Source organism: Gemmiger sp., from assembly GCF_036306485.1.
GTDB lineage: Bacteria > Bacillota > Clostridia > Oscillospirales > Ruminococcaceae > Gemmiger.
Genome location: NZ_JAXJZK010000014.1, coordinates 153,176 through 170,607, shown reverse-complemented (window position 1 = coordinate 170,607; position 17,432 = coordinate 153,176). Strand labels below are relative to the sequence as shown.

At 60.4% G+C, this 17,432-nt stretch carries 16 protein-coding genes; all 16 read right to left on the bottom strand.

Annotated features, from left to right (window positions below):
- Window positions 1-62: 62 nt before the first annotated feature.
- The 16 genes from U0L91_RS02465 to U0L91_RS02390 all read right to left on the bottom strand — a co-directional run bounded on the left by U0L91_RS02465 (window position 63) and on the right by U0L91_RS02390 (window position 17,267).
- Complete coding sequence (locus tag U0L91_RS02465) at window positions 63-536, bottom strand: peptidylprolyl isomerase (RefSeq protein ID WP_330044595.1); 474 nt, start codon at window positions 534-536, stop codon at window positions 63-65.
- Entirely contained in the window at window positions 533-1,474 is a 942-nt protein-coding gene (locus tag U0L91_RS02460; RefSeq protein ID WP_330044594.1) for a zinc dependent phospholipase C family protein, read from the bottom strand. Before U0L91_RS02460 ends, U0L91_RS02465 begins: the two co-directional genes overlap by 4 nt.
- Before the next feature lie 113 nt (window positions 1,475-1,587).
- On the bottom strand, window positions 1,588-2,940 hold the full coding sequence (locus tag U0L91_RS02455; RefSeq protein ID WP_330044593.1) for an MFS transporter: 1,353 nt from the start codon (window positions 2,938-2,940) through the stop codon (window positions 1,588-1,590).
- 123 nt (window positions 2,941-3,063) lie between these two features.
- A complete protein-coding gene (locus U0L91_RS02450) occupies window positions 3,064-4,002 on the bottom strand; it encodes a hypothetical protein (protein ID WP_330044591.1) in 939 nt (312 codons plus the stop codon).
- Window positions 4,003-4,038: 36 nt separating this feature from the next.
- On the bottom strand, window positions 4,039-4,575 hold the full coding sequence (locus U0L91_RS02445; RefSeq protein WP_330044589.1) for a hypothetical protein: 537 nt from the start codon (window positions 4,573-4,575) through the stop codon (window positions 4,039-4,041).
- Between the two features lie 5 nt (window positions 4,576-4,580).
- Window positions 4,581-5,147 (bottom strand): hypothetical protein, encoded by a 567-nt coding sequence (locus U0L91_RS02440; RefSeq protein ID WP_330044587.1) that lies wholly within the window; start codon window positions 5,145-5,147, stop codon window positions 4,581-4,583.
- On the bottom strand, window positions 5,144-5,656 hold the full coding sequence (locus U0L91_RS02435; protein WP_330044586.1) for an RNA polymerase sigma factor: 513 nt from the start codon (window positions 5,654-5,656) through the stop codon (window positions 5,144-5,146). Before U0L91_RS02435 ends, U0L91_RS02440 begins: the two co-directional genes overlap by 4 nt.
- Before the next feature lie 122 nt (window positions 5,657-5,778).
- Window positions 5,779-6,528, bottom strand: a complete 750-nt coding sequence (locus tag U0L91_RS02430; protein WP_330044585.1) for an exodeoxyribonuclease III — start codon at window positions 6,526-6,528, stop codon at window positions 5,779-5,781.
- 21 nt (window positions 6,529-6,549) lie between these two features.
- Complete coding sequence (locus tag U0L91_RS02425) at window positions 6,550-7,896, bottom strand: MATE family efflux transporter (protein ID WP_330044584.1); 1,347 nt, start codon at window positions 7,894-7,896, stop codon at window positions 6,550-6,552.
- 161 nt (window positions 7,897-8,057) lie between these two features.
- Complete coding sequence (locus U0L91_RS02420) at window positions 8,058-9,359, bottom strand: ABC transporter permease (protein WP_330044583.1); 1,302 nt, start codon at window positions 9,357-9,359, stop codon at window positions 8,058-8,060.
- Window positions 9,346-10,038, bottom strand: a complete 693-nt coding sequence (locus U0L91_RS02415; protein ID WP_330044730.1) for an ABC transporter ATP-binding protein — start codon at window positions 10,036-10,038, stop codon at window positions 9,346-9,348. The genes U0L91_RS02420 and U0L91_RS02415 overlap by 14 nt, the downstream gene beginning before the upstream one ends.
- An 88-nt stretch (window positions 10,039-10,126) precedes the next feature.
- Window positions 10,127-12,052 carry an HlyD family efflux transporter periplasmic adaptor subunit gene (locus tag U0L91_RS02410; RefSeq protein WP_330044580.1) on the bottom strand — a complete coding sequence of 642 codons (1,926 nt, stop codon included), beginning with the start codon at window positions 12,050-12,052 and terminating at the stop codon, window positions 10,127-10,129.
- 139 nt (window positions 12,053-12,191) lie between these two features.
- Entirely contained in the window at window positions 12,192-13,181 is a 990-nt protein-coding gene (locus U0L91_RS02405) for an ABC transporter permease (RefSeq protein ID WP_330044579.1), read from the bottom strand.
- Window position 13,182: 1 nt separating this feature from the next.
- Window positions 13,183-14,289 carry an ABC transporter permease gene (locus tag U0L91_RS02400; protein ID WP_330044578.1) on the bottom strand — a complete coding sequence of 369 codons (1,107 nt, stop codon included), beginning with the start codon at window positions 14,287-14,289 and terminating at the stop codon, window positions 13,183-13,185.
- Window positions 14,286-15,836 (bottom strand): ABC transporter ATP-binding protein, encoded by a 1,551-nt coding sequence (locus tag U0L91_RS02395; RefSeq protein WP_330044576.1) that lies wholly within the window; start codon window positions 15,834-15,836, stop codon window positions 14,286-14,288. The genes U0L91_RS02400 and U0L91_RS02395 overlap by 4 nt, the downstream gene beginning before the upstream one ends.
- 102 nt (window positions 15,837-15,938) lie before the next feature.
- Window positions 15,939-17,267 carry a BMP family ABC transporter substrate-binding protein gene (locus U0L91_RS02390; protein ID WP_330044575.1) on the bottom strand — a complete coding sequence of 443 codons (1,329 nt, stop codon included), beginning with the start codon at window positions 17,265-17,267 and terminating at the stop codon, window positions 15,939-15,941.
- Window positions 17,268-17,432: the final 165 nt, after the last annotated feature.

The following is a 17,432-nucleotide window of genomic DNA, read 5'->3' as shown; positions in this document are numbered from 1 at the left end:
AAAGGGACCGGTGACAATGTCACCGGTCCCTTTTCTGTGTGTTCTGATATTCCGACGGCGGATCAGTCGATGACCTCGACCTTTTCCATCACGACGGGCGTGCGGGGCTTGTCGTTCCAGTCGGTCGCGACGGCCGCGATCTCATCCACGGCATCCATGCCGCTGACCACATGGCCGAAGGCCGCATACTGGCCATCGAGATGCGGGGCATCCTGGTGCATGATGAAGAACTGGCTGCCGGCCGAGTTGGGGTCCATGGCGCGGGCCATGCTGATGACGCCGCGGGTGTGCTTGATGGGGTTGTTGACGCCGTTGGCGAGGAACTCACCCTTGATGTTCCAGCCCGGGCCGCCGGTGCCGTTGCCGCGCGGGCAGCCGCCCTGGATCATGAAGCCGGGAATGACGCGATGGAACGTCAGGCCGTTGTAGAAGCCCTGTTTGACCAGCTTGACGAAGTTTTCGCAGGTGATGGGGGCTGCGGTGGGGTCCAGCTCGATGTCGATGGTTTTGCCGTTCTGCATGGTGATACGAATCATGATAGTTCTCCTTCCGGATGCGTCTGTGCATCGTTTTGTATGGTTTCTCCCCTGCTCTGCGGGGTCTCGGTTCCGGTTGAATAGCTCCTGCTGCCGAGGGTCTGTTCCAGAACCTCCTGGCTGACCTTGCCCATCCAATGGCCGAGAGCCGCCGTCATGAACAGTTCGCTGCGGTGCTGGCCGTCCTTGAGCAGCGCAAAGGCGCCGCCGTGATGCGCTTCCCCGGTGGTGGTATCGGTCCAGTCCTCGGGCAGGTCCAGCCGCAGGTGCGCCGGCGAGACATGGCCGGTGATAAAGCCGCGCCCGCCGAAGAAGGTTTCGATCAGCCAGAACAGAGCCTTGCGGAATCCGTGCCGGCTGGCAAACAGGCTGCGCAGGCGGTAGGTGTAATAGAAGCTGTCCGCCAGGATTTCCTGGCTCACATCCAGCCCGTAGGCTTCGAGCAATGCCTGGTGCAGCAGTGCGGCGATGTCGGCCATCTCCTCCCCGACCGGCAGCGGGCTGGAATCGGTGGCGGGGACCCGGGAAACGCCGGTGTCCTCGGCATGAAGGGTGGAATCCAGCGCGATCTCGAAATAGCCGTGGCCGCCTTTCCTGCCGTAGGGCTGGCCGGGCTGCGTCACAAAGAGCACATAGGGGTGCATGACGGTGTCCAGCGCATAATGGCTGACAAAGCCGAGCGCATACTCGATCTGAGCGCGGGTGTGGACGTTGCGCAGCAGCGCCTGCAAAAAGGCACCGGTCTTTTCGTCATGCATCCGCTCGCCGAGGGCCGGCAGGTTGAAGCGGCGTTTGGATGCCCTTTTCCAGACCTCAAAGCAGAAAAAACTGTCCGGTCCGTTGGCGCCGGCCGCAAATGCCGCCGGGCACTGTATCTTATAACGGATGGCCGCAGCTGCTTTTTTTGCTGTGCGGACGTGGGTATAGCCTTCCGGCATGATTTCACTTCCTTGCGTAAATCAAACAGGGGTGCGCCTGCAGGTCTGCGAGAGAACGCTGCAAGACGCACCCTTATTTTAATGCGATACCATGCGATTGTCAAGAAACCGGCTCATCGCTTCTCGGTCCGCGGCAGAACGGCGAAATAGAGCACCGCGCCCACCGCGATGATGAGGATGATGGACAGGATGCCGTAGTGGCTGGACGAGGCGTTGATGAGGTCGATCTGTTCCGCGGTGGCGGTCTCGGCCGTCAGGCCCTGGGAACGGAGCATCCCGTTGGCCACTGCCGAACTGACCACGCCGACCAGCGCGGGACCCATGATGGAGCTGAATTTGCCGAAGATGTCAAAGAAGCCGAAGAACTCGCCGGAGCGGTCCTTGTCGGGGATGAGTTTGCCGAACATCGAGCGGGACAGCGCCTGGATGCCGCCCTGGCTGGTGGCGCAGAGCACTGCCAGCACCCAGAACTGCCACAGGCTGTTCATGAAGTAGCCGAAGATACAGATGAACATATACACGCAGATGCCGAACCCGACCATGGCGCGGGCGCCGAACTTGTTGGCAAAGCGGATATAGAGCAGGCAGAACGGCAGGCCCAGGATCTGCACGAGCAGCAGGGCCAGCATCATGCCGGTGGAATCGAGGCCCAGGTTGGTGCCGTAGGTGGTGGCCATACTGATGATGGTATGTACACCGTCAATGTAGAAGAAGTAGGCCAGGATATAGACCAGCATGGGTTTGTTGGCAATGATCTCCTTGACCGTCGAGCCGACGCCGCGGATGTTGCGGGCAACGTCCCCCTTCTCATAGGGTTTGCCCGAGGTCTGTTCACAGTTTTTGAGCAGCGGCAGACTGAATACCAGCCACCACACGGCCGTGAGGGCAAAGATGAAGGCCAGGCAGGTCAGCATCGGCACGCCCACCAGGTTCATGATGAGGAAGATGAGCAGCGGAATCGTGGAGCCGCCGATATAGCCAAGGCCGTATCCCATCGTCGAAACGCGGTCCATCCGGTCCTCGGTCGTGATGTCGGTCAGGAAGGCATCATAGTAGATGGCCGAGGCGTCAAAGCCGATGACGCTGACGATGTACAGTACAAGAATCAGCGCGGCAACCTTGTCCGCCACCGCCGTCGAGGAGGTGAAGTCCATTCCCGGCGTGAATGCCATTCCGGCGCAGGCAACCACACCGATGAGCATGAAGATGGTGAAGAGCTTTTTGCGCATGCCGCGGATATCGCCGAACACACCGAGGAACGGCGCGGCCAGGGCGACGATGGCCATGGCAATGCTGGTGGCGTAGCCCCAGGTGGACATGCTGGAGACGCTGTCCGCCGTATAGCTGGCGACCGTGTCAAAGAAGATGGGAAGCAGTGTCACGATGATGACCGAGTGCGCACTGTTGGCCCAGTCGTACATCATCCAACTGATTTCCTGTTTGGTATACCCTTTTAGAAAGTTCATGGAATGGCCTCCTGTTGATTTAACAGATACGAGTTTATTGTACCATTCCTTGCGGACAAAAACAATACGGCCCGCCGGAGCGGACCGTAAAATTTCGGTCAAAAATGGTTCCTGTCATAAAAATCAAAGGCTGCCGCTGGCCGTTTCGGCCGTCATCACGACGCCCGCCTGCGCCAGACGCCCGGTCATGAACTCCTGACGCTGCCGTGCATCCGGCGATGTACCGGTCTCATTGCGATAGTCCTCATCGGGGTCACTGTCGAACACCGAACGGTACAGCTCTCTCTGGGCTTCTTCCAGGGAGTCATAGACTGCGCCGTCATAATTGTACCGGGTTTCCACCAGGCCGGCCAGCGTTTCCACATCCGCTCCGGCACTCCAGCTGTTCACTTCGAGGTCCCAGACCGGAACGACCGCTTCATCGAAACTGTCATAGCTCTGCCAGACATCAAACCGGTATTTCCAGATGTCCAGGCCCTGCGAACGGCAGGCATCCATCACGGCCTTGCAGTCGGCGGCAAATTCCTCGGCCGAGGACTGGGCACCGCGGTTCATCGTCAGATAGAGCGTCGCCACCGACTGGCTGTCCGCCAGAAGCTCATCCACCGTGCTGGAATCGGTGTAAACGTTGAAATCCCGGACGGTGCTGTGCGCTTCGGGAATGGTGTCCAGCACCTGAGCCACCTGTTTTTCCAGTGTCATCTGCCGGACCATGTAGCTGTCATAGTTATCCCAGATGCGGGCCACAAAAGAGGAAGTTCCGCAGGCCAGCGTCATGACAAGGATCAGAAAAATCGAAACGCCGTCATATTTGAGCCGCACGTCCGGTCGCGCGGCATAGCAGAGCACCTCGATGCCCAGCACGATCAGCACCGCCGGGGCAAACCGAAAAATCAGGGATACGTTGAGGGCCGGGAAAATCATGCGGGCCACCAGCAGCACACCGATGACGACCAGCATCACCCCGAGGCTGAAGGTGCCGACCCGACGGACCTTGACCGGCCCGGCAGGCTGTGCGGGTTCGGGTTTCCGCGGTTGCGTTGTATACTTCTGTTCATCCATGAGAATCATCTCCTCTGTTTCTGCGTAGGGACCCGGTCACTGTCCCTGGTAGGGCGGCAGATCGTCGGCATCGTTGTGAGGCGGGTTCTTGCCGCCGAATCCCAGCAGCCGCACGCCCACATAGACGAGGATCACGGCGACAATGACGGAGGGCAGGACCTGGTCAAAGAACCAGTACGCCCGGATGCCCAGCCAGCTCAGCATCGCGTAGAGCACCGGGCGCAGCAGGTTGTCGTAAATCAGCCAGACACCCAGCGCAATGCTGCCCCAGCCCAGGATCTTGTTCCGCTGGGAGACCTCCATCTTGATGCGGCTCACATCCTCAAAGAAGAGGAATTCGTCCGGCTTGGGGTCCCCGGCCACCAGATAACGGATCAGGTCATAGGTGTCAAAGAAGCTGTACATCCAGACAATCAGCGAGAGGATGACCAGCGGGCTGGCAATCATTCCCGCGATGATCGCCAGGCAGAAATAGCAGATCAGCGACAGACCGCGTTTCATATAGCCGTAGTACATCTGCCCTGCACCGGGGATGCAGGCGAATACAAATGTCAGGAATCCATTTTTCTTCATAGTGCTCACTCTCCATCAGCGGTCTCTCCGCCGTTATTCAGGGTGTTGTTGAGAATTTTTCCGGGGTCCGACAGTTGGTCAAGGCCGCTGCTGACCGTCGTCTTGAGGCCGTACAGCGCATCGCCGATGCCGTTGGTGAAGCGGTCCAGTGCACCGCTGATGCTCTGGCTGATCGTTGTGCGCGGGCCGGTGGGCTGCCCCGCCGTCTGTTCCCGGTCGGGTGCCGGAACGCCGCCGAAAAATCCGAACCGCCACAGTGCGAAGGCCAGCACCACCGCGGCAGCCGTCGAGACATACCGGTTGGTCATGACCCGGAAGCTGCGCAGCCGCATCAGGTTCTGCACCTGGGGGATCAGGTCCCGCATGGGCTGCTGCAGGCGTTCGGGGGCCGCCTCGATGAGGGCGGTGTAACGCGCAAGACAGAAATCGCAGAAGGTCAGGTGCTCGGCCGCCTCGAGGCCTCCCAGATCGTCCAGAAGCCCGTCCTGCAATGCGTGCAGGCCGCTGTCCGTCAGATGCCCGGCATGGTCAAACAAAAAGTTATTGTCAAATCGTTCGAGTTGTTCCATCATTCCTGCCTCCTTTCGAGGATCTGTTTGCGCAGAATCGCTTTTGCCCGGAACAGCTGGTTCTGCACGGTGGGAGCCGGCCGCCCCAGGACCCGGGCAATGGTCTGGACCGGTATTCCTTCCAGCAGGTACATCGTCGCCGCACGCCCGTAGGGTTCCCGCAGGGTGCGGATCATCGTTTCCAGTTCCGCCTGATCGGTCCGCCGCAACAGCTCATCCTGCGGGTCGGGTTCCGCCGCCTGCAGGCCGCTGCCCGGCGGCGGGGTGCCGCGGGGTTCGGGCAGCGTTTCGTCACTCTGCGCTTCCACCTTGCGGGACCAGGCACTTTTGAGGTGATCCTTGCATTTGTTGGCCGCCACACGGACCAGCCATTGTTTGTAGTAGTTGGGGTCGCACCGGTCAATAGAGGCCCACGCCGACAGGAATGTGTCCTGTGTGAGGTCTTCGGCGGTGTGGTGGTCATGTACAAACTGCAGGCAAACCGTATAGACAAGCTTCTGATACTGCCGCATCAGATCACTGAATTCTGTGTTTGTCAGAGCCCCACACCCCCTTTTCAAAAGCGCTTTCTGTATATAGATACGAGAAGGGCCCGCGGCATTTTGCAGCGGGCCGGAAAAAAATTCGCGCTTTTTTACAGTTCCAGCGTGACCGGGCAATGATCGGAGCCCATCACATCCATCAGGATACCGGCACTGCGGATCTGCGGCACCAGACGGTTGGAAACCAGGAAATAGTCAATCCGCCATCCCGCGTTGCGTTCCCGTGCACGGAACCGCATGCTCCACCAGCTGTACATGCCGGTGGCATCGGGATAAAAGTGGCGGAAGGTATCGGTGAAGCCCGCCGCCAGCAGTTCCTCGAATTTGCCGCGTTCCTGATCACTGAAGCCCGCCGCACCGCGGTTGGGACCGGGATTTTTCAGGTCGATGTCCTGGTGGGCGACATTCAGATCCCCGCACAGAATCACCGGCTTTTCGCGGTCCAGGCCGGTCAGGTAGCCGCGCAGATCGTCCTCCCACTGCATCCGGTAATCAATGCGGGCCAGCTCGTTCTGCGAGTTCGGCACATACACATTGACCAGATAATACTCAGGGAACTCCAGCGTGATGGCACGGCCTTCGTGGCTGTGCGCCTCGATGCCGATGCCGTTCCAGGCGCGCAGCGGCTTGACCCGGGTATAGATCAGCGTGCCGGAGTATCCCTTCTTCTCGGCACTGTTGATGTATTCGGTATAGCCTTCGGGGGCAAAATCCGCCTGTCCGGGCTGCATCTTGGTCTCCTGGATGCAGAACACATCGGCATCCAGCGTGCGGAAGGTCTCCTCAAAGCCCTTTTTCAGGCAGGCCCGCAGGCCGTTGACGTTCCAGCTGACAAACTTCATCTTGGTCTCCTTTCCGCCGGTTCAGCGGGCAATACACTTTTTCTTCCAGCTGCCGCGGGCAAAGCGGGCAACAAAGCAGAGGGTACGGAACACCCAGTCCACCACCATGGCAATCCAGACACCCACGGCGCCCATGCCGAGCCGCACGCAGAGGATGTAGGAGAAGCCGATGCGCCAGACCGCCATCGAGAAGATGGCCGTCACCATGGTAAAGCGCACATCATTGGCCGCACGCAGCGCGTTGGGCAGCACAAAGGAGGCGGGCCAGAGCAGGATTCCCGATCCGGCGTGGATCAGCACCAGCAGACGGGCAAGTTCCCAGGTTTCCTGCGAGAGGGTATACATGTTGAGCAGCTGGGGCAGAAGCAGCAGAACCAGTGCGTTGGTGGCGCCCTGTACCACATAATCCCAGAGCAGCAGTTTTTTGGTATAATAGGCAGCCTGGTCAAGGTCCTGGGCACCGACACAGCGTCCCACAACGGTGATCATGCCCAGGCCCACGGCCTGGCCCACAATGCAGCCGACGCTGTCGAGGTTGTTGGCGACGGCATTGGCCGAGATATGCACCGTGCCAAAAATGCTGATCATGCTGACCACCAGCACACGGCCCAGCTGGAAGAGGCTGTTTTCCATGGCCGAGGGGATGCCGATATACAGGATATTCCGGATCATGGCAGGCTGCAGGTGCCGTACCCCGGACAGCGTGACACGGGCCACGTTTTCATGCCGGGTGGTCAGGGCCAGAATGACCAGCGCGCCGACAATGCGGGAAACCAGCGTGGGGATGGCAACGCCCTCGACACCCATATGCAGCACAAAGATGCACAGCGCATTGCCGCAGACGTTGATGAGGTTCATCAGCAGTGATACCTTCATCGAGACCGCACTGTTGCCGGTCGAGCGGAAGATGGCGGCGCCGGCGTTATAGAGGGCCAGGAAGGGGTAGGACATCGCCGTGATCGTGAAGTAGGTCATGGCAGCGGCCATGACATCGTCGGTGATGGAGCCGAAGAAGAGCCGCAGCATGGCTGCCCGGAAGCACAGACAGAAGGCCATGACCAGCGCACCGAGCAGTACACTGAGCGAGACCAGCTGGCCGGCGCTGCGGGAGGCGTCCTCGGGCTTTTTGGCGCCGAGGAACTGGCTGGTGATGACGGCACCGCCCGTGGCCAGCGCCGCAAAGATATTGAAGATGAGCACGTTGATCATATCAACCAGCGACACGCCGGAGATGGCGGCCTCGCCCACGCTGGAAACCATGACCGTATCGGCCATGCCCACAAGCACCGACAGGGCCTGCTCAATGACCAGCGGCCAGAGAAGCGTGATCAGCGCACGGTTGGAAAACAATTTTGACTGGGTTTGCATTCTTCTGATTCCTTCCTTTTCCTATCCAAAACGATACCTTTTAGTATAGCATAAAAAGAATGGCCATGCAATGCGGCGGACCCCGGAGCGCCGGCAGGATAGTTGCGACACAAAAAGACGCTGCTCAGGGAGCAACGTCTTTTGGCGGAGTGATAACTGTTTTATTCGTAGCGCAGCGCGTCGATGGGGTCCAGCTGCGCTGCCTTTTTGGCGGGATAGTAACCGAAAAAGACACCGATGCCCATACTGAAGCCCACCGCAATGACGATGGACGCAAGGCTGGGCCGGGCTGCACAGCCCATGACCTGGCTGAGCACACTGCCCAGCGTCACGCCCAGTGCCACACCGATGACGCCGCCGATGGCGCACAGCACAATGGACTCGATGATGAACTGGGTCAGGATGGCGCTGTTGGTCGCGCCGAGGGCTTTACGGGTGCCGATCTCACGGGTGCGCTCGGTGACCGAGACCGTCATGATGTTCATGACGCCGATGCCGCCCACCAGCAGCGAGATGGCGGCGATGGCCGAAATGGCCATGGATACGGTGTTGAGCATCTCGGTCATGGTTTCCACGAGCGAGGAGAGGCTGGAGGCATTGACGGTCCAGGTATCGTTGCGGGTATAGAAGCTGGCAAAATAGCTGCCGGTGGTATCCACGAAGGCATCCACATCGGTGCCGGCAGACGCCACCACGGTCAGGCTCTGGTAGCCGTTCCCTGCCCCGCTGATCCGCCGGGCTGCTTCGAGCGGGATATACAGGTCGGTCTGGATGCTGTCGTCATCCGTGGCACCGAGCAGGCTGGAATAGCTGCTCTCGACATATTCATAGACACCGGCGATATAGAAATCGTAGGGCATCCCGTCGATGGTCAGCGTGATCTTCTGGCCCACCGCGTCATGGACGCTGCCGCCCACCGCCTGTTCCACGAACTTTTCCGACACCACGCAGACATTGCGGTCGGCGTCCCGGGTATCGTCCAGCCAGCGGCCCGAAAGGATGGGGGTGTCCTTTTCCTTGGCCTCAAGGGCCGCATGGTTGATGCCGGTGACCTCGGCCGAGATGGTCGTATCGGGGTCGCCCACCTTGTCGATGGTGCCGAGCCCCACCGATCGGGTCAGCTCGATATGGTCGATCTTGTCCGGGAAAGCGGCGGTGTACTCGGCGATCATCTCATCGGTCATCAGATCGCTGTCATCGGGGGCGGAATCCATGAAGAGCCGCACCCGGGTTCCCGAAGAGTCCGAGGAGCTGCTGTCCTTCTGGGTCAGGCTGACCGTGATCGCGTTGACGCCCATGCCGGACATGCTCTCATTGACCGAGCTGGAAAGACTGCCGCCCACCGTGACAATTGCAATGACGGCGGCAATGCCGATGATGATGCCCAGCATGGTGAGCAGACTGCGCATCTTGTTGCTGCGGATGCTGGCCAGCGCCATGGAGAGATATTCAAAGAGTGCCACGCACACCACTCCCCTTTCGCTGGGCCACAATGCGGCCGTCATGCAGTGTCAGCACCCGCTGGCATTCCTCGGCCAGCGCCGTGTTGTGGGTGATGAGCACAATGGTCTTGTGATACTTCTCGTGCATCTCATGAAACAGGTCCATCACGACGCGGGAGGTCTCGGAGTCCAGTGCGCCGGTGGGTTCATCCGCCAGGATCAGCGCGGGGTTGTTCACCATGGCGCGGGCAATGGCCACACGCTGTTTCTGACCGCCGGAAAGCTCGTTGGGCTGGTGACGCGCACGGTCGGCCATGCCCACCCGTTCCAGCCATTCTTTGGCGCGGCGGGCCCGTTCCGGTCCCGGCACCCCGGCGTAGAGCATCGGGAGTTCCATATTCTTCTGGGCGCTCTGGCGTCCGATCAGGTTGTAGGTCTGAAAGACAAAGCCGATCTTGCTGTTGCGGATCTCGGCCAGGTCATCATCGGCGGCGGCATGGATGTCCACACCGTCCATCCGGTAGGTGCCCGAGGTGGGTTTGTCCAGTACGCCGAGAATGTTCATCAGGGTACTTTTGCCCGAACCGGATTCGCCGACGATGGCCACAAACTCGCCGGGCCAGACCGTCAGGTCAATGCCGTGCAGGATCTCAAGTTCGTTGGGCTGACCGATAAAATAACTTTTTCGGATATTCTTCATCTGAATCAGCGGACGCGGTGCGGCCGCCGGTTCTGCGCCCAGGCTGCGGGCGATCGTCCGGGCGAAGGCTTTTGTATCCTGCGGCATATCACATTCCTCCCGGGCCGCCGGCAGGCGCGTCACCCGCGGCACCTGCGCCGCCGCCCATGTCACGGCTGCCGCCCATCTCGGTGCGGCCGCCCTGCATATCGCCGCCGGGAACCATCGTCATATCCCCCATCGGGAAGGAATCGGAGGAATCCGCTGTCTCAATGCCCTCGCTCAGGTCGGCGCTGGAACGGATCACATCGCCCTCGGCCAGAGAATCACCGGAGATGATGATGTAATAATCGTTGGATTCGCCGGTGGTGACGGGGACCTCCTCAAAGGTCATATCGGTGCCTTCGCCGCCGGTCTTGCGCAGCACATAGCTGCTGCCGTCCTCGGCAGTGCTGACCGCGTCGATCGGGACGGTGAACACCCCGTCGGTGGCGTTCTTGACGATCTCCACCCGGGCCTGAATGCCGATCAGCAGATCATCGGCCTCGCCGGTCACCCGGACCTTGCCGCCGAACGTGCCCTGGTCGTTGGCCACCGGGTCAATCTGGGTCAGCGTGCCGGCAATGACGGTATCGCCGGTGGCGTCGCTGGTGATGTTGCAGCTCATTCCCGTCGAGAGGCTCGGCACATCATCCGCCGCCAGCGTGATTTCCACCACCAGGGCGTCGGTGTTCTGGATGGTCGCCACGGTGCCGGTGCAGACCGAGCCCACCGTCGCATTCAGGGCGGTGACGGTACCACTCATCGTCGCGGTCAGCGTGCATTTTTCCAGCGTTTCCTGCAGCGTCTTGAGGTTGTCGGGCGTTTTTTTGGCGTCCTCCAGCTTGGTCTTGGCGTCCTCCACGCTCTGGGCCTTGGTCTTGATGGTGGAGTAGTTCTTCTCCTGGTCGTAGCTGTCATGAGCCGCCTTGACGGACTGCTCGCAGGTTTCCACCTGGGTTTCGGCGGTATCCACGGCGTTGTTGGCCTGGGTCAGAGCGGATTCGGCGCTGTTTCTGGTCTGTTCGGCGTTTGACAGTGCCTGCTCGATGGCCGCGAAGCCGTACAGGCTCATTTCGCTGACCGAGCAGCTGTTCTTTGCGTCCTCCAGCGCTTTCTGTGCGTCATTGTACCCCTGTTGGGCAGTCTGCAGGGCTGTCTGGGCTGCATCTACCGCCGCCTTGTTGGCATCGGACGGATCGGCGCTGTACGCGGCATTGGCATCGTTGAGAGCGGTCAGCGCCGCATTCTGGGCATCGGCCGCCGCGTTGAAGGAATCGGTAAAGCTGCTGATGCTGCTCTGGGCGGTGTCGTAGGCCTGGCGGATCGTGTTGTAGCTGGCGTTGGCCGCGTCGTAGCTGCTCTGGGCCGCATCACGGCTGTTTTTGGCATTGGTGACGGCGTCCTGGGCATCGCTGAGCTTCTGGTCGGCGTCATCAATCTTGGCCTGCAGATCAATCAGGTTGTTTTCATGCTGGACCACCGAGGTGTTGTAATCATCCACCGCGCGGTCATAACTGGTCTGGGCGGCTTGGAGGTTGTCGTTGTAATCCTGCTGGGCCGTCTGGATCTGCTCTTCAAGGGTGGTGGTGTCCAGCGTGGCGATGACATCGCCCTCCTGCACCACATCGCCCACCTGCACATCCACGGTGGCCACCTTGTAGGTCTTGGCGGCATCGTCCACCGTGACGGTGGCTTCCTCACCGGATTTGACGGTGCCGTCCACCGTGACCGAGTCGTTGAGGCTGCCGGTATGCAGCGTGGTGGTGCGGACAAACTGATAGCTTGCGGAGGCGGAGGCCGCCACAGCCGCCTTGCGGACGCGCCAGACCGCAACGACGGCGACTGCCACGATCACCAGGAACAGCACCGTGAGTTTTTTATGGCGCTTGAACCAGGATTTGCGCCGGGGCTTGACCGGCTGCCCGGTCGGCTCTTCGGGGAGCTCGGTTTCGGAAATGGCCGGCGTTTCGGCCGGGACTTGTTTTTCTTCCATCGGGGATTCCTGCCTCTCTGTTTATGTAAAATATGAAAATACCGTTATTCAGTGTATTCTGCAAATGTGTTGATTTGGTGGGGAAAATGTGAAAATCGCCGGCCCCGCTGCCAAAAGCAGGGCCGGCGACAGAAAAGACTCAGCGTTCCTCGCGGAAATAGGCAAGGCCCAGATGAGCGGGCGGCTGGTTTTCTTTTTTCTTGCGCAGGGACACGACGATCAAAACCACGATGGTCACCACATAGGGCAGCATCTGGATCAGATCGGTCATATAGCTGGGAACCGTGATGCCCAGCAGGCTGGGCAGGAACTGGTACAGCCAGTACAGCACGCCAAACAGGTACGCGCCCCAGATGGCGTTGAGGGGTCTCCAGACCGTGAAAATGACGAGGGCGAGGGCAAGCCAGCCCAGCGCTTCAATCTGGCCGGTGGTGGCCCAGATGCCCTGGTTGTAGTCCAGCACATAGTACAGGCCGCCGATGCCGCAGATGGCCGCACCGATGCAGGTGGCCAGGTACTTGTACTTGGTGACGTTGATGCCGGCAGCGTCCGCCGTGGCGGGGTTCTCACCGACGGCGCGCAGGTTGAGGCCTGCCCGGGTACGGGTGAGGAACCAGTGCAGGACCACGGCCAGAATGATGGCCGCATAGGCCAGGAAGCCGTAGGAGAACAGCACCTCCCCCACCGTGCCGAGGCCCGACAGGCCGGGGATCTTGGCGGAGAACGCCTTGTAGGCCAGCGGGGCGGCCGTGTAGCTGGCGCCGTTGAGGATAAAGACGCCGAAGAAGTTGGCGACGCCCATGCCGAAGGTGGTCAGGGCAAGACCGGTCACGTTCTGGTTGGCACGCAGCGTGATGGTCAGGAAGGCGTAGATCAGGCCGCCCAGTGCCGAGGCCGCCAGCGCGCAGACCAGCGCCAGCAGAACGCAGATCACCGCACTGGGAGAGGCACTGAGCTTTTCGTAGTAATAGGCGCTGGCAAACCCGGCAAAACCGCCGAGGTACATGATGCCCGGAACGCCCAGGTTCAGGTTGCCGGATTTTTCGGTGATGGTCTCACCCAGGGCGCCGTACATGATGATGGTCCCGAAGGGGATGGCACGCAGAATCCATGCGATCAGACTGCTCATATTACTTCCCCTCCTTGTTGGTGTGATGGCCGCGCCAGATCAGGCGGTAGTTGATGAAGAATTCACTGCCGAGAATGAAGAACAGGATCACGCCGGTGATGATGTCGGCCGCATACTCGTTGAGGGAGTAGGCGGAAGCGATCTCGGAGGCGCCGCGTTCGAGGAAGATCAGCAGGAAGGAGATCAATGCCATATAGAAGGTATTGAACTTGGCAAGCCAGGCCACGATGATGGCGGTGAAGCCGTCGCCGCCCGCCGAGGTGGTGGAGATGGTCTGGTCCTTGCCGGCGACGATCATGAAGCCGCACAGGCCGCAGAGCGCGCCGGAAATCAGCATGGTGCGGACCATGACGCGGCGGACATTGATGCCGGCATAGCGGGCCGTGTTCTCGCTTTCGCCCACGACGCTGATCTCATAGCCCTGTTTGGAGAACTTGAGGTAGGCGTACATACCGAAGGTGAGCACAATGACGATGATGATGTTGATGGTGTAGCGCTGACCCGCCACGATGGGGAGCCAGCCGGCGCGGGTCGCCTTGTTGAGGGTGCCCAGGCTGGATGCCTGTCCGCGCATGATGTTGGTCATGCAGGCCACAATGCTGGTGGCCACATAGTTCATCATCAGGGTGAAGAGGGTTTCGTTGGTGTTCCAGCGGGATTTGAACCAGGCCGGCACAAAGCCCCAGAACGCACCGGCCAGCAGGCTGCCCAGCACCATGGCGGCAAACAGGGCCGGAGCCGGCAGGCTGTTGCCGAAATACACCATGATCAGGGCGGTGACCAGGCCGCCGATCAGGACCTGACCTTCGGCGCCGGTGTTCCAGAAACGCATCTTGAACGCAGGTCCGAGGGCGATGGCGATGCACAGCAGGCTGGACAGGTCACGCATGGCCCAGGAAAAGCGGGTGGTGTTGAGGAAGGTGCCGCTCCACATGACGCCGTAGACGTTCAGGGGATTCAGGCCGGTGACAAAGTAGATGAACAGTGCATCCACCACCAGGGCCAGCACGATGGCCACGGCGCGGACCACCACTTTCTGCACGAAGGTGGCGCCTTCCCGCTTGGAGATACGAACCAGCGGTTCGGCATTGACAACTTGGCTGGTCATTGGGCTGCCTCCTTCTCATTCATCAGGTTGGTCATACGCAGACCCACTTCCTCCTTGGTCGTGGTGCGGGCGTCCAGCATCCCGTTGGCCCGGCCGCCGCAGAGGACGAGAATCCGGTCACAGAGTTCCAGCAGAACGTCCAGGTCCTCGCCGACATAGATGACGGCGACGCCGCGTTCCTTCTGCTCATTGAGCAGGTTGTAGATCGTGTAGGAAGTGTTGATGTCCAGGCCGCGCACGGCATAGGCGGTCATCAGCACGATGGGCGAAGCCGCCAGCTCACGGCCGACCAGCACCTTCTGCACGTTGCCGCCCGACAGACGGGAGACCGGCGTGTTGAGGCTGGGCGTGACGACGCCGAGTTCACGGCGGACCTTCTCGGCCAGTTCATGGGGCGTCTTGTGGTCCACGATGGGAGAATGTCCCTCGCCGTAGCTCTTGAGCATCATGTTGTCGGTCATGCCCATCGAGCCCACCAGGCCCATGCCAAGGCGGTCTTCGGGGACAAAGCTCAGATGCACACCGGCATCGCGGATTTCCTTGGGGGTCTTGCCCAGCAGCGGCATGGGCTTTTCCTCGGCGCCCGGCGCATAGAACCGCACGTCGGAACCGCCTTCGGTCTGCTGCAGACCGGCAATGGCTTCCAGCAGTTCCTTCTGGCCGTTGCCGGAAATGCCCGCAATGCCCAGAATCTCGCCGCCGTACGCATCAAAGCTCACGTCGTCCAGCACCTTGTTGCCCTCGGGGCTGCGCACCGTCAGGTGTTTGACGGACAGCCGGCGGGTCGGGTTGTTGGGCATCGTGCGGTGGATGTTGAGCTCCACCTTCTGGCCCACCATCATCTCGGTCAGGCTGGCCTCGGTGGCATCGCGGGTATCGACGGTGCCCACATACTCACCCTTGCGCAGGATGGCCACGCGGTCGGAGATTTCCAGCACCTCGTGGAGTTTGTGGGTGATGATGACGACCGCCTTGCCGTCCGCCTTCATGTTGCGGATGACCGCAAAGAGCTTTTCGGTCTCCTGCGGGGTCAGAACGGCGGTCGGCTCGTCGAGGATCAGGATGTCGGCGCCGCGGAACAGCACCTTGACAATCTCCAGCGTCTGCTTCTGGCTGACGCTCATCTCATAGACCTTCTGGTCCAGGTCGAGGGCGAACTGATATTTCTCGCAGATGGCACGGGCCTTGTCGCGGACGCGGCGCAGGTCAAACTTTTCGCCGGCATCCATACTCAGGGCAATGTTCTCCACCGCCGTGAAGACATCCACCAGCTTGAAATGCTGGTGGATCATGCCGATGCCCAGCGCAAGCGCATCACGCGGGGAACGGATGTCCACAGGCTGGTCGTTGACGATGATCGTGCCGCCGTCCGGGTAATAGATGCCGGCAATCATGTTCATCAGGGTAGTTTTGCCGGAGCCGTTCTCTCCCAGCAGGGAGAGGATCTCGCCACGGCGGATGTCCAGCGAGACATCATGGTTGGCCACGACCTCGCCGAAGGTCTTGGTCACATGTTCCAGCCGGACGGCATATTGGGTTTGCGGCATGGGAAGGACTCCTCTCATGGTACGTCGTAAAAGGTGTGTAACGTCAAAGAGAGGGAAGCTCCCCGTTGGACAGAGCTTCCCTCCAAAATCTTCGGTTCAGGATCAGGCAACGGGCTCGGCGTCTTCGGTGATGCCGTCGATGCGCAGGGCAAAGTACGGAGCGCTGCGCAGCGTGGACTCAGAGAAGTAGCCGTCGGTGATGGCCTCCTCGGTGGGGCCTTCATACACGGCAACAGGAGAGCCGGTGGAGTAATCGTAGTAGGTCAGGTCGATGGGCGCGGTGGTCACCGTCTGGCCGCCGACCGTGAACTTCGAGGTATCAAAGACATGCAGGCTGCCGTCCTTGAGGGCCGCTTCCACTTCGGCGACCTTTTCGGCAGTGCCCTCGGCGCACTCGGGTCCGAGCGCGGTGATGGCAACGGCACCGTCGTCATAGCCCTTGGACCAGTCGGTCGGGATCTCTTCGCCGTTCATCATGGCGGTGAAGGCTTCCTCGTAGTAGACCTCCCAGACGTTGGTGGCGGAGGTCAGGGCAGCGGTGGGAGCAGTCTCGAGCATGTCGATGTTGTAGCCCACGGAGTAGCAGATCTTGCCGGCATCCTTCTGCTTCTGGGTGGCAGCGGGAGCACCGGTGGAGTCGGCGTGCTGGCCGATGATGACACAGCCGTTGGCGATCAGAGCCTCAGCGGCAGCGCCTTCCTTGTCGATATCGAACCAGGAGTTGGTGTACATGACTTCCATGGCAACGTCGGGATAGACACTCTGGACGCCGAGGAAGAAGGCGGTGTAGCCGGAAACGACTTCGGCGTAGTTGAAGGCGCCGACGTAGCCGATCTTGACCTTGCCGTCAGCGGTGAAGCTGTCGGGCTGGGTCTCGGGGGTCAGGGTGCCGGATTCGACGAGCTCCTTGACCTTCATGCCGGCCACAACGCCGGAGACATAACGGCTCTCGTAGACGTTGGTGAAGGCATTCTTGAAGTTGCTCAGGCCGGTCAGCGCGGCGAAGTCACCGGTCATCGAAACGAAGGTGACATCGGGATAACGCTCGGCGACCTCGACCACATAGCTCTGATGGCCGTAGGAGTTGGAGATGATCAGGTTGCAGCCCTGACCGACCAGGTCTTCAGCAGCGTCGGAGCACTCGGCGCTTTCCGGAACCTTGTACTTCCAGACGATCTGGTCATCGGACAGGCCCAGCTTTTCAGCGGCGGCCTTGATGCCGTTGATGTGCGCGGCGGAGTAACCTTCGGTCTCGTCACCGACCAGGATGACGCCGATCTTCAGGTCGCTGGCAGCCGTCGTATCGGCTGCGGAGGACTCCTGCGTGGCACCGGAGGTGACAGACGCAGCTTCACTGCTGCCGGTTGCACCGCAAGCGGCCAGCGAGAACAGCATCACGGCGGACAAAACAATGCCCAACAGTTTTTTCATGTGTGATTTGCTCCTTCCCTCAAAATAAGCAAAAACGACAAAAATGCGCCGTTCTGGAATCGCGTTTTCGGGAACGGTCGCATTTTTTTCTGACGAGTCCTATTGTAGCCGCGGGCGCTGAAATTTGCAATGCCTTGGGGAAAAAATGTAAAAAGTTTGTGAATT

What these genes read in the sequence shown, in the direction of transcription:
- U0L91_RS02440 (WP_330044587.1), bottom strand. Translation starts at nt 5,147, where the DNA reads ATGATGGAACAACTCGAACGATTTGACAATAACTTTTTGTTTGACCAT.
- U0L91_RS02395 (WP_330044576.1), bottom strand. Translation starts at nt 15,836, where the DNA reads ATGCCGCAAACCCAATATGCCGTCCGGCTGGAACATGTGACCAAGACC.
- U0L91_RS02410 (WP_330044580.1), bottom strand. Translation starts at nt 12,052, where the DNA reads ATGGAAGAAAAACAAGTCCCGGCCGAAACGCCGGCCATTTCCGAAACC.
- U0L91_RS02455 (WP_330044593.1), bottom strand. Translation starts at nt 2,940, where the DNA reads ATGAACTTTCTAAAAGGGTATACCAAACAGGAAATCAGTTGGATGATG.
- U0L91_RS02405 (WP_330044579.1), bottom strand. Translation starts at nt 13,181, where the DNA reads ATGAGCAGTCTGATCGCATGGATTCTGCGTGCCATCCCCTTCGGGACC.
- U0L91_RS02445 (WP_330044589.1), bottom strand. Translation starts at nt 4,575, where the DNA reads ATGAAGAAAAATGGATTCCTGACATTTGTATTCGCCTGCATCCCCGGT.
- U0L91_RS02435 (WP_330044586.1), bottom strand. Translation starts at nt 5,656, where the DNA reads ATGCGGCAGTATCAGAAGCTTGTCTATACGGTTTGCCTGCAGTTTGTA.
- U0L91_RS02430 (WP_330044585.1), bottom strand. Translation starts at nt 6,528, where the DNA reads ATGAAGTTTGTCAGCTGGAACGTCAACGGCCTGCGGGCCTGCCTGAAA.
- U0L91_RS02400 (WP_330044578.1), bottom strand. Translation starts at nt 14,289, where the DNA reads ATGACCAGCCAAGTTGTCAATGCCGAACCGCTGGTTCGTATCTCCAAG.
- U0L91_RS02415 (WP_330044730.1), bottom strand. Translation starts at nt 10,038, where the DNA reads ATGAAGAATATCCGAAAAAGTTATTTTATCGGTCAGCCCAACGAACTT.
- U0L91_RS02465 (WP_330044595.1), bottom strand. Translation starts at nt 536, where the DNA reads ATGATTCGTATCACCATGCAGAACGGCAAAACCATCGACATCGAGCTG.
- U0L91_RS02390 (WP_330044575.1), bottom strand. Translation starts at nt 17,267, where the DNA reads ATGAAAAAACTGTTGGGCATTGTTTTGTCCGCCGTGATGCTGTTCTCG.
- U0L91_RS02460 (WP_330044594.1), bottom strand. Translation starts at nt 1,474, where the DNA reads ATGCCGGAAGGCTATACCCACGTCCGCACAGCAAAAAAAGCAGCTGCG.
- U0L91_RS02425 (WP_330044584.1), bottom strand. Translation starts at nt 7,896, where the DNA reads ATGCAAACCCAGTCAAAATTGTTTTCCAACCGTGCGCTGATCACGCTT.
- U0L91_RS02450 (WP_330044591.1), bottom strand. Translation starts at nt 4,002, where the DNA reads ATGGATGAACAGAAGTATACAACGCAACCGCGGAAACCCGAACCCGCA.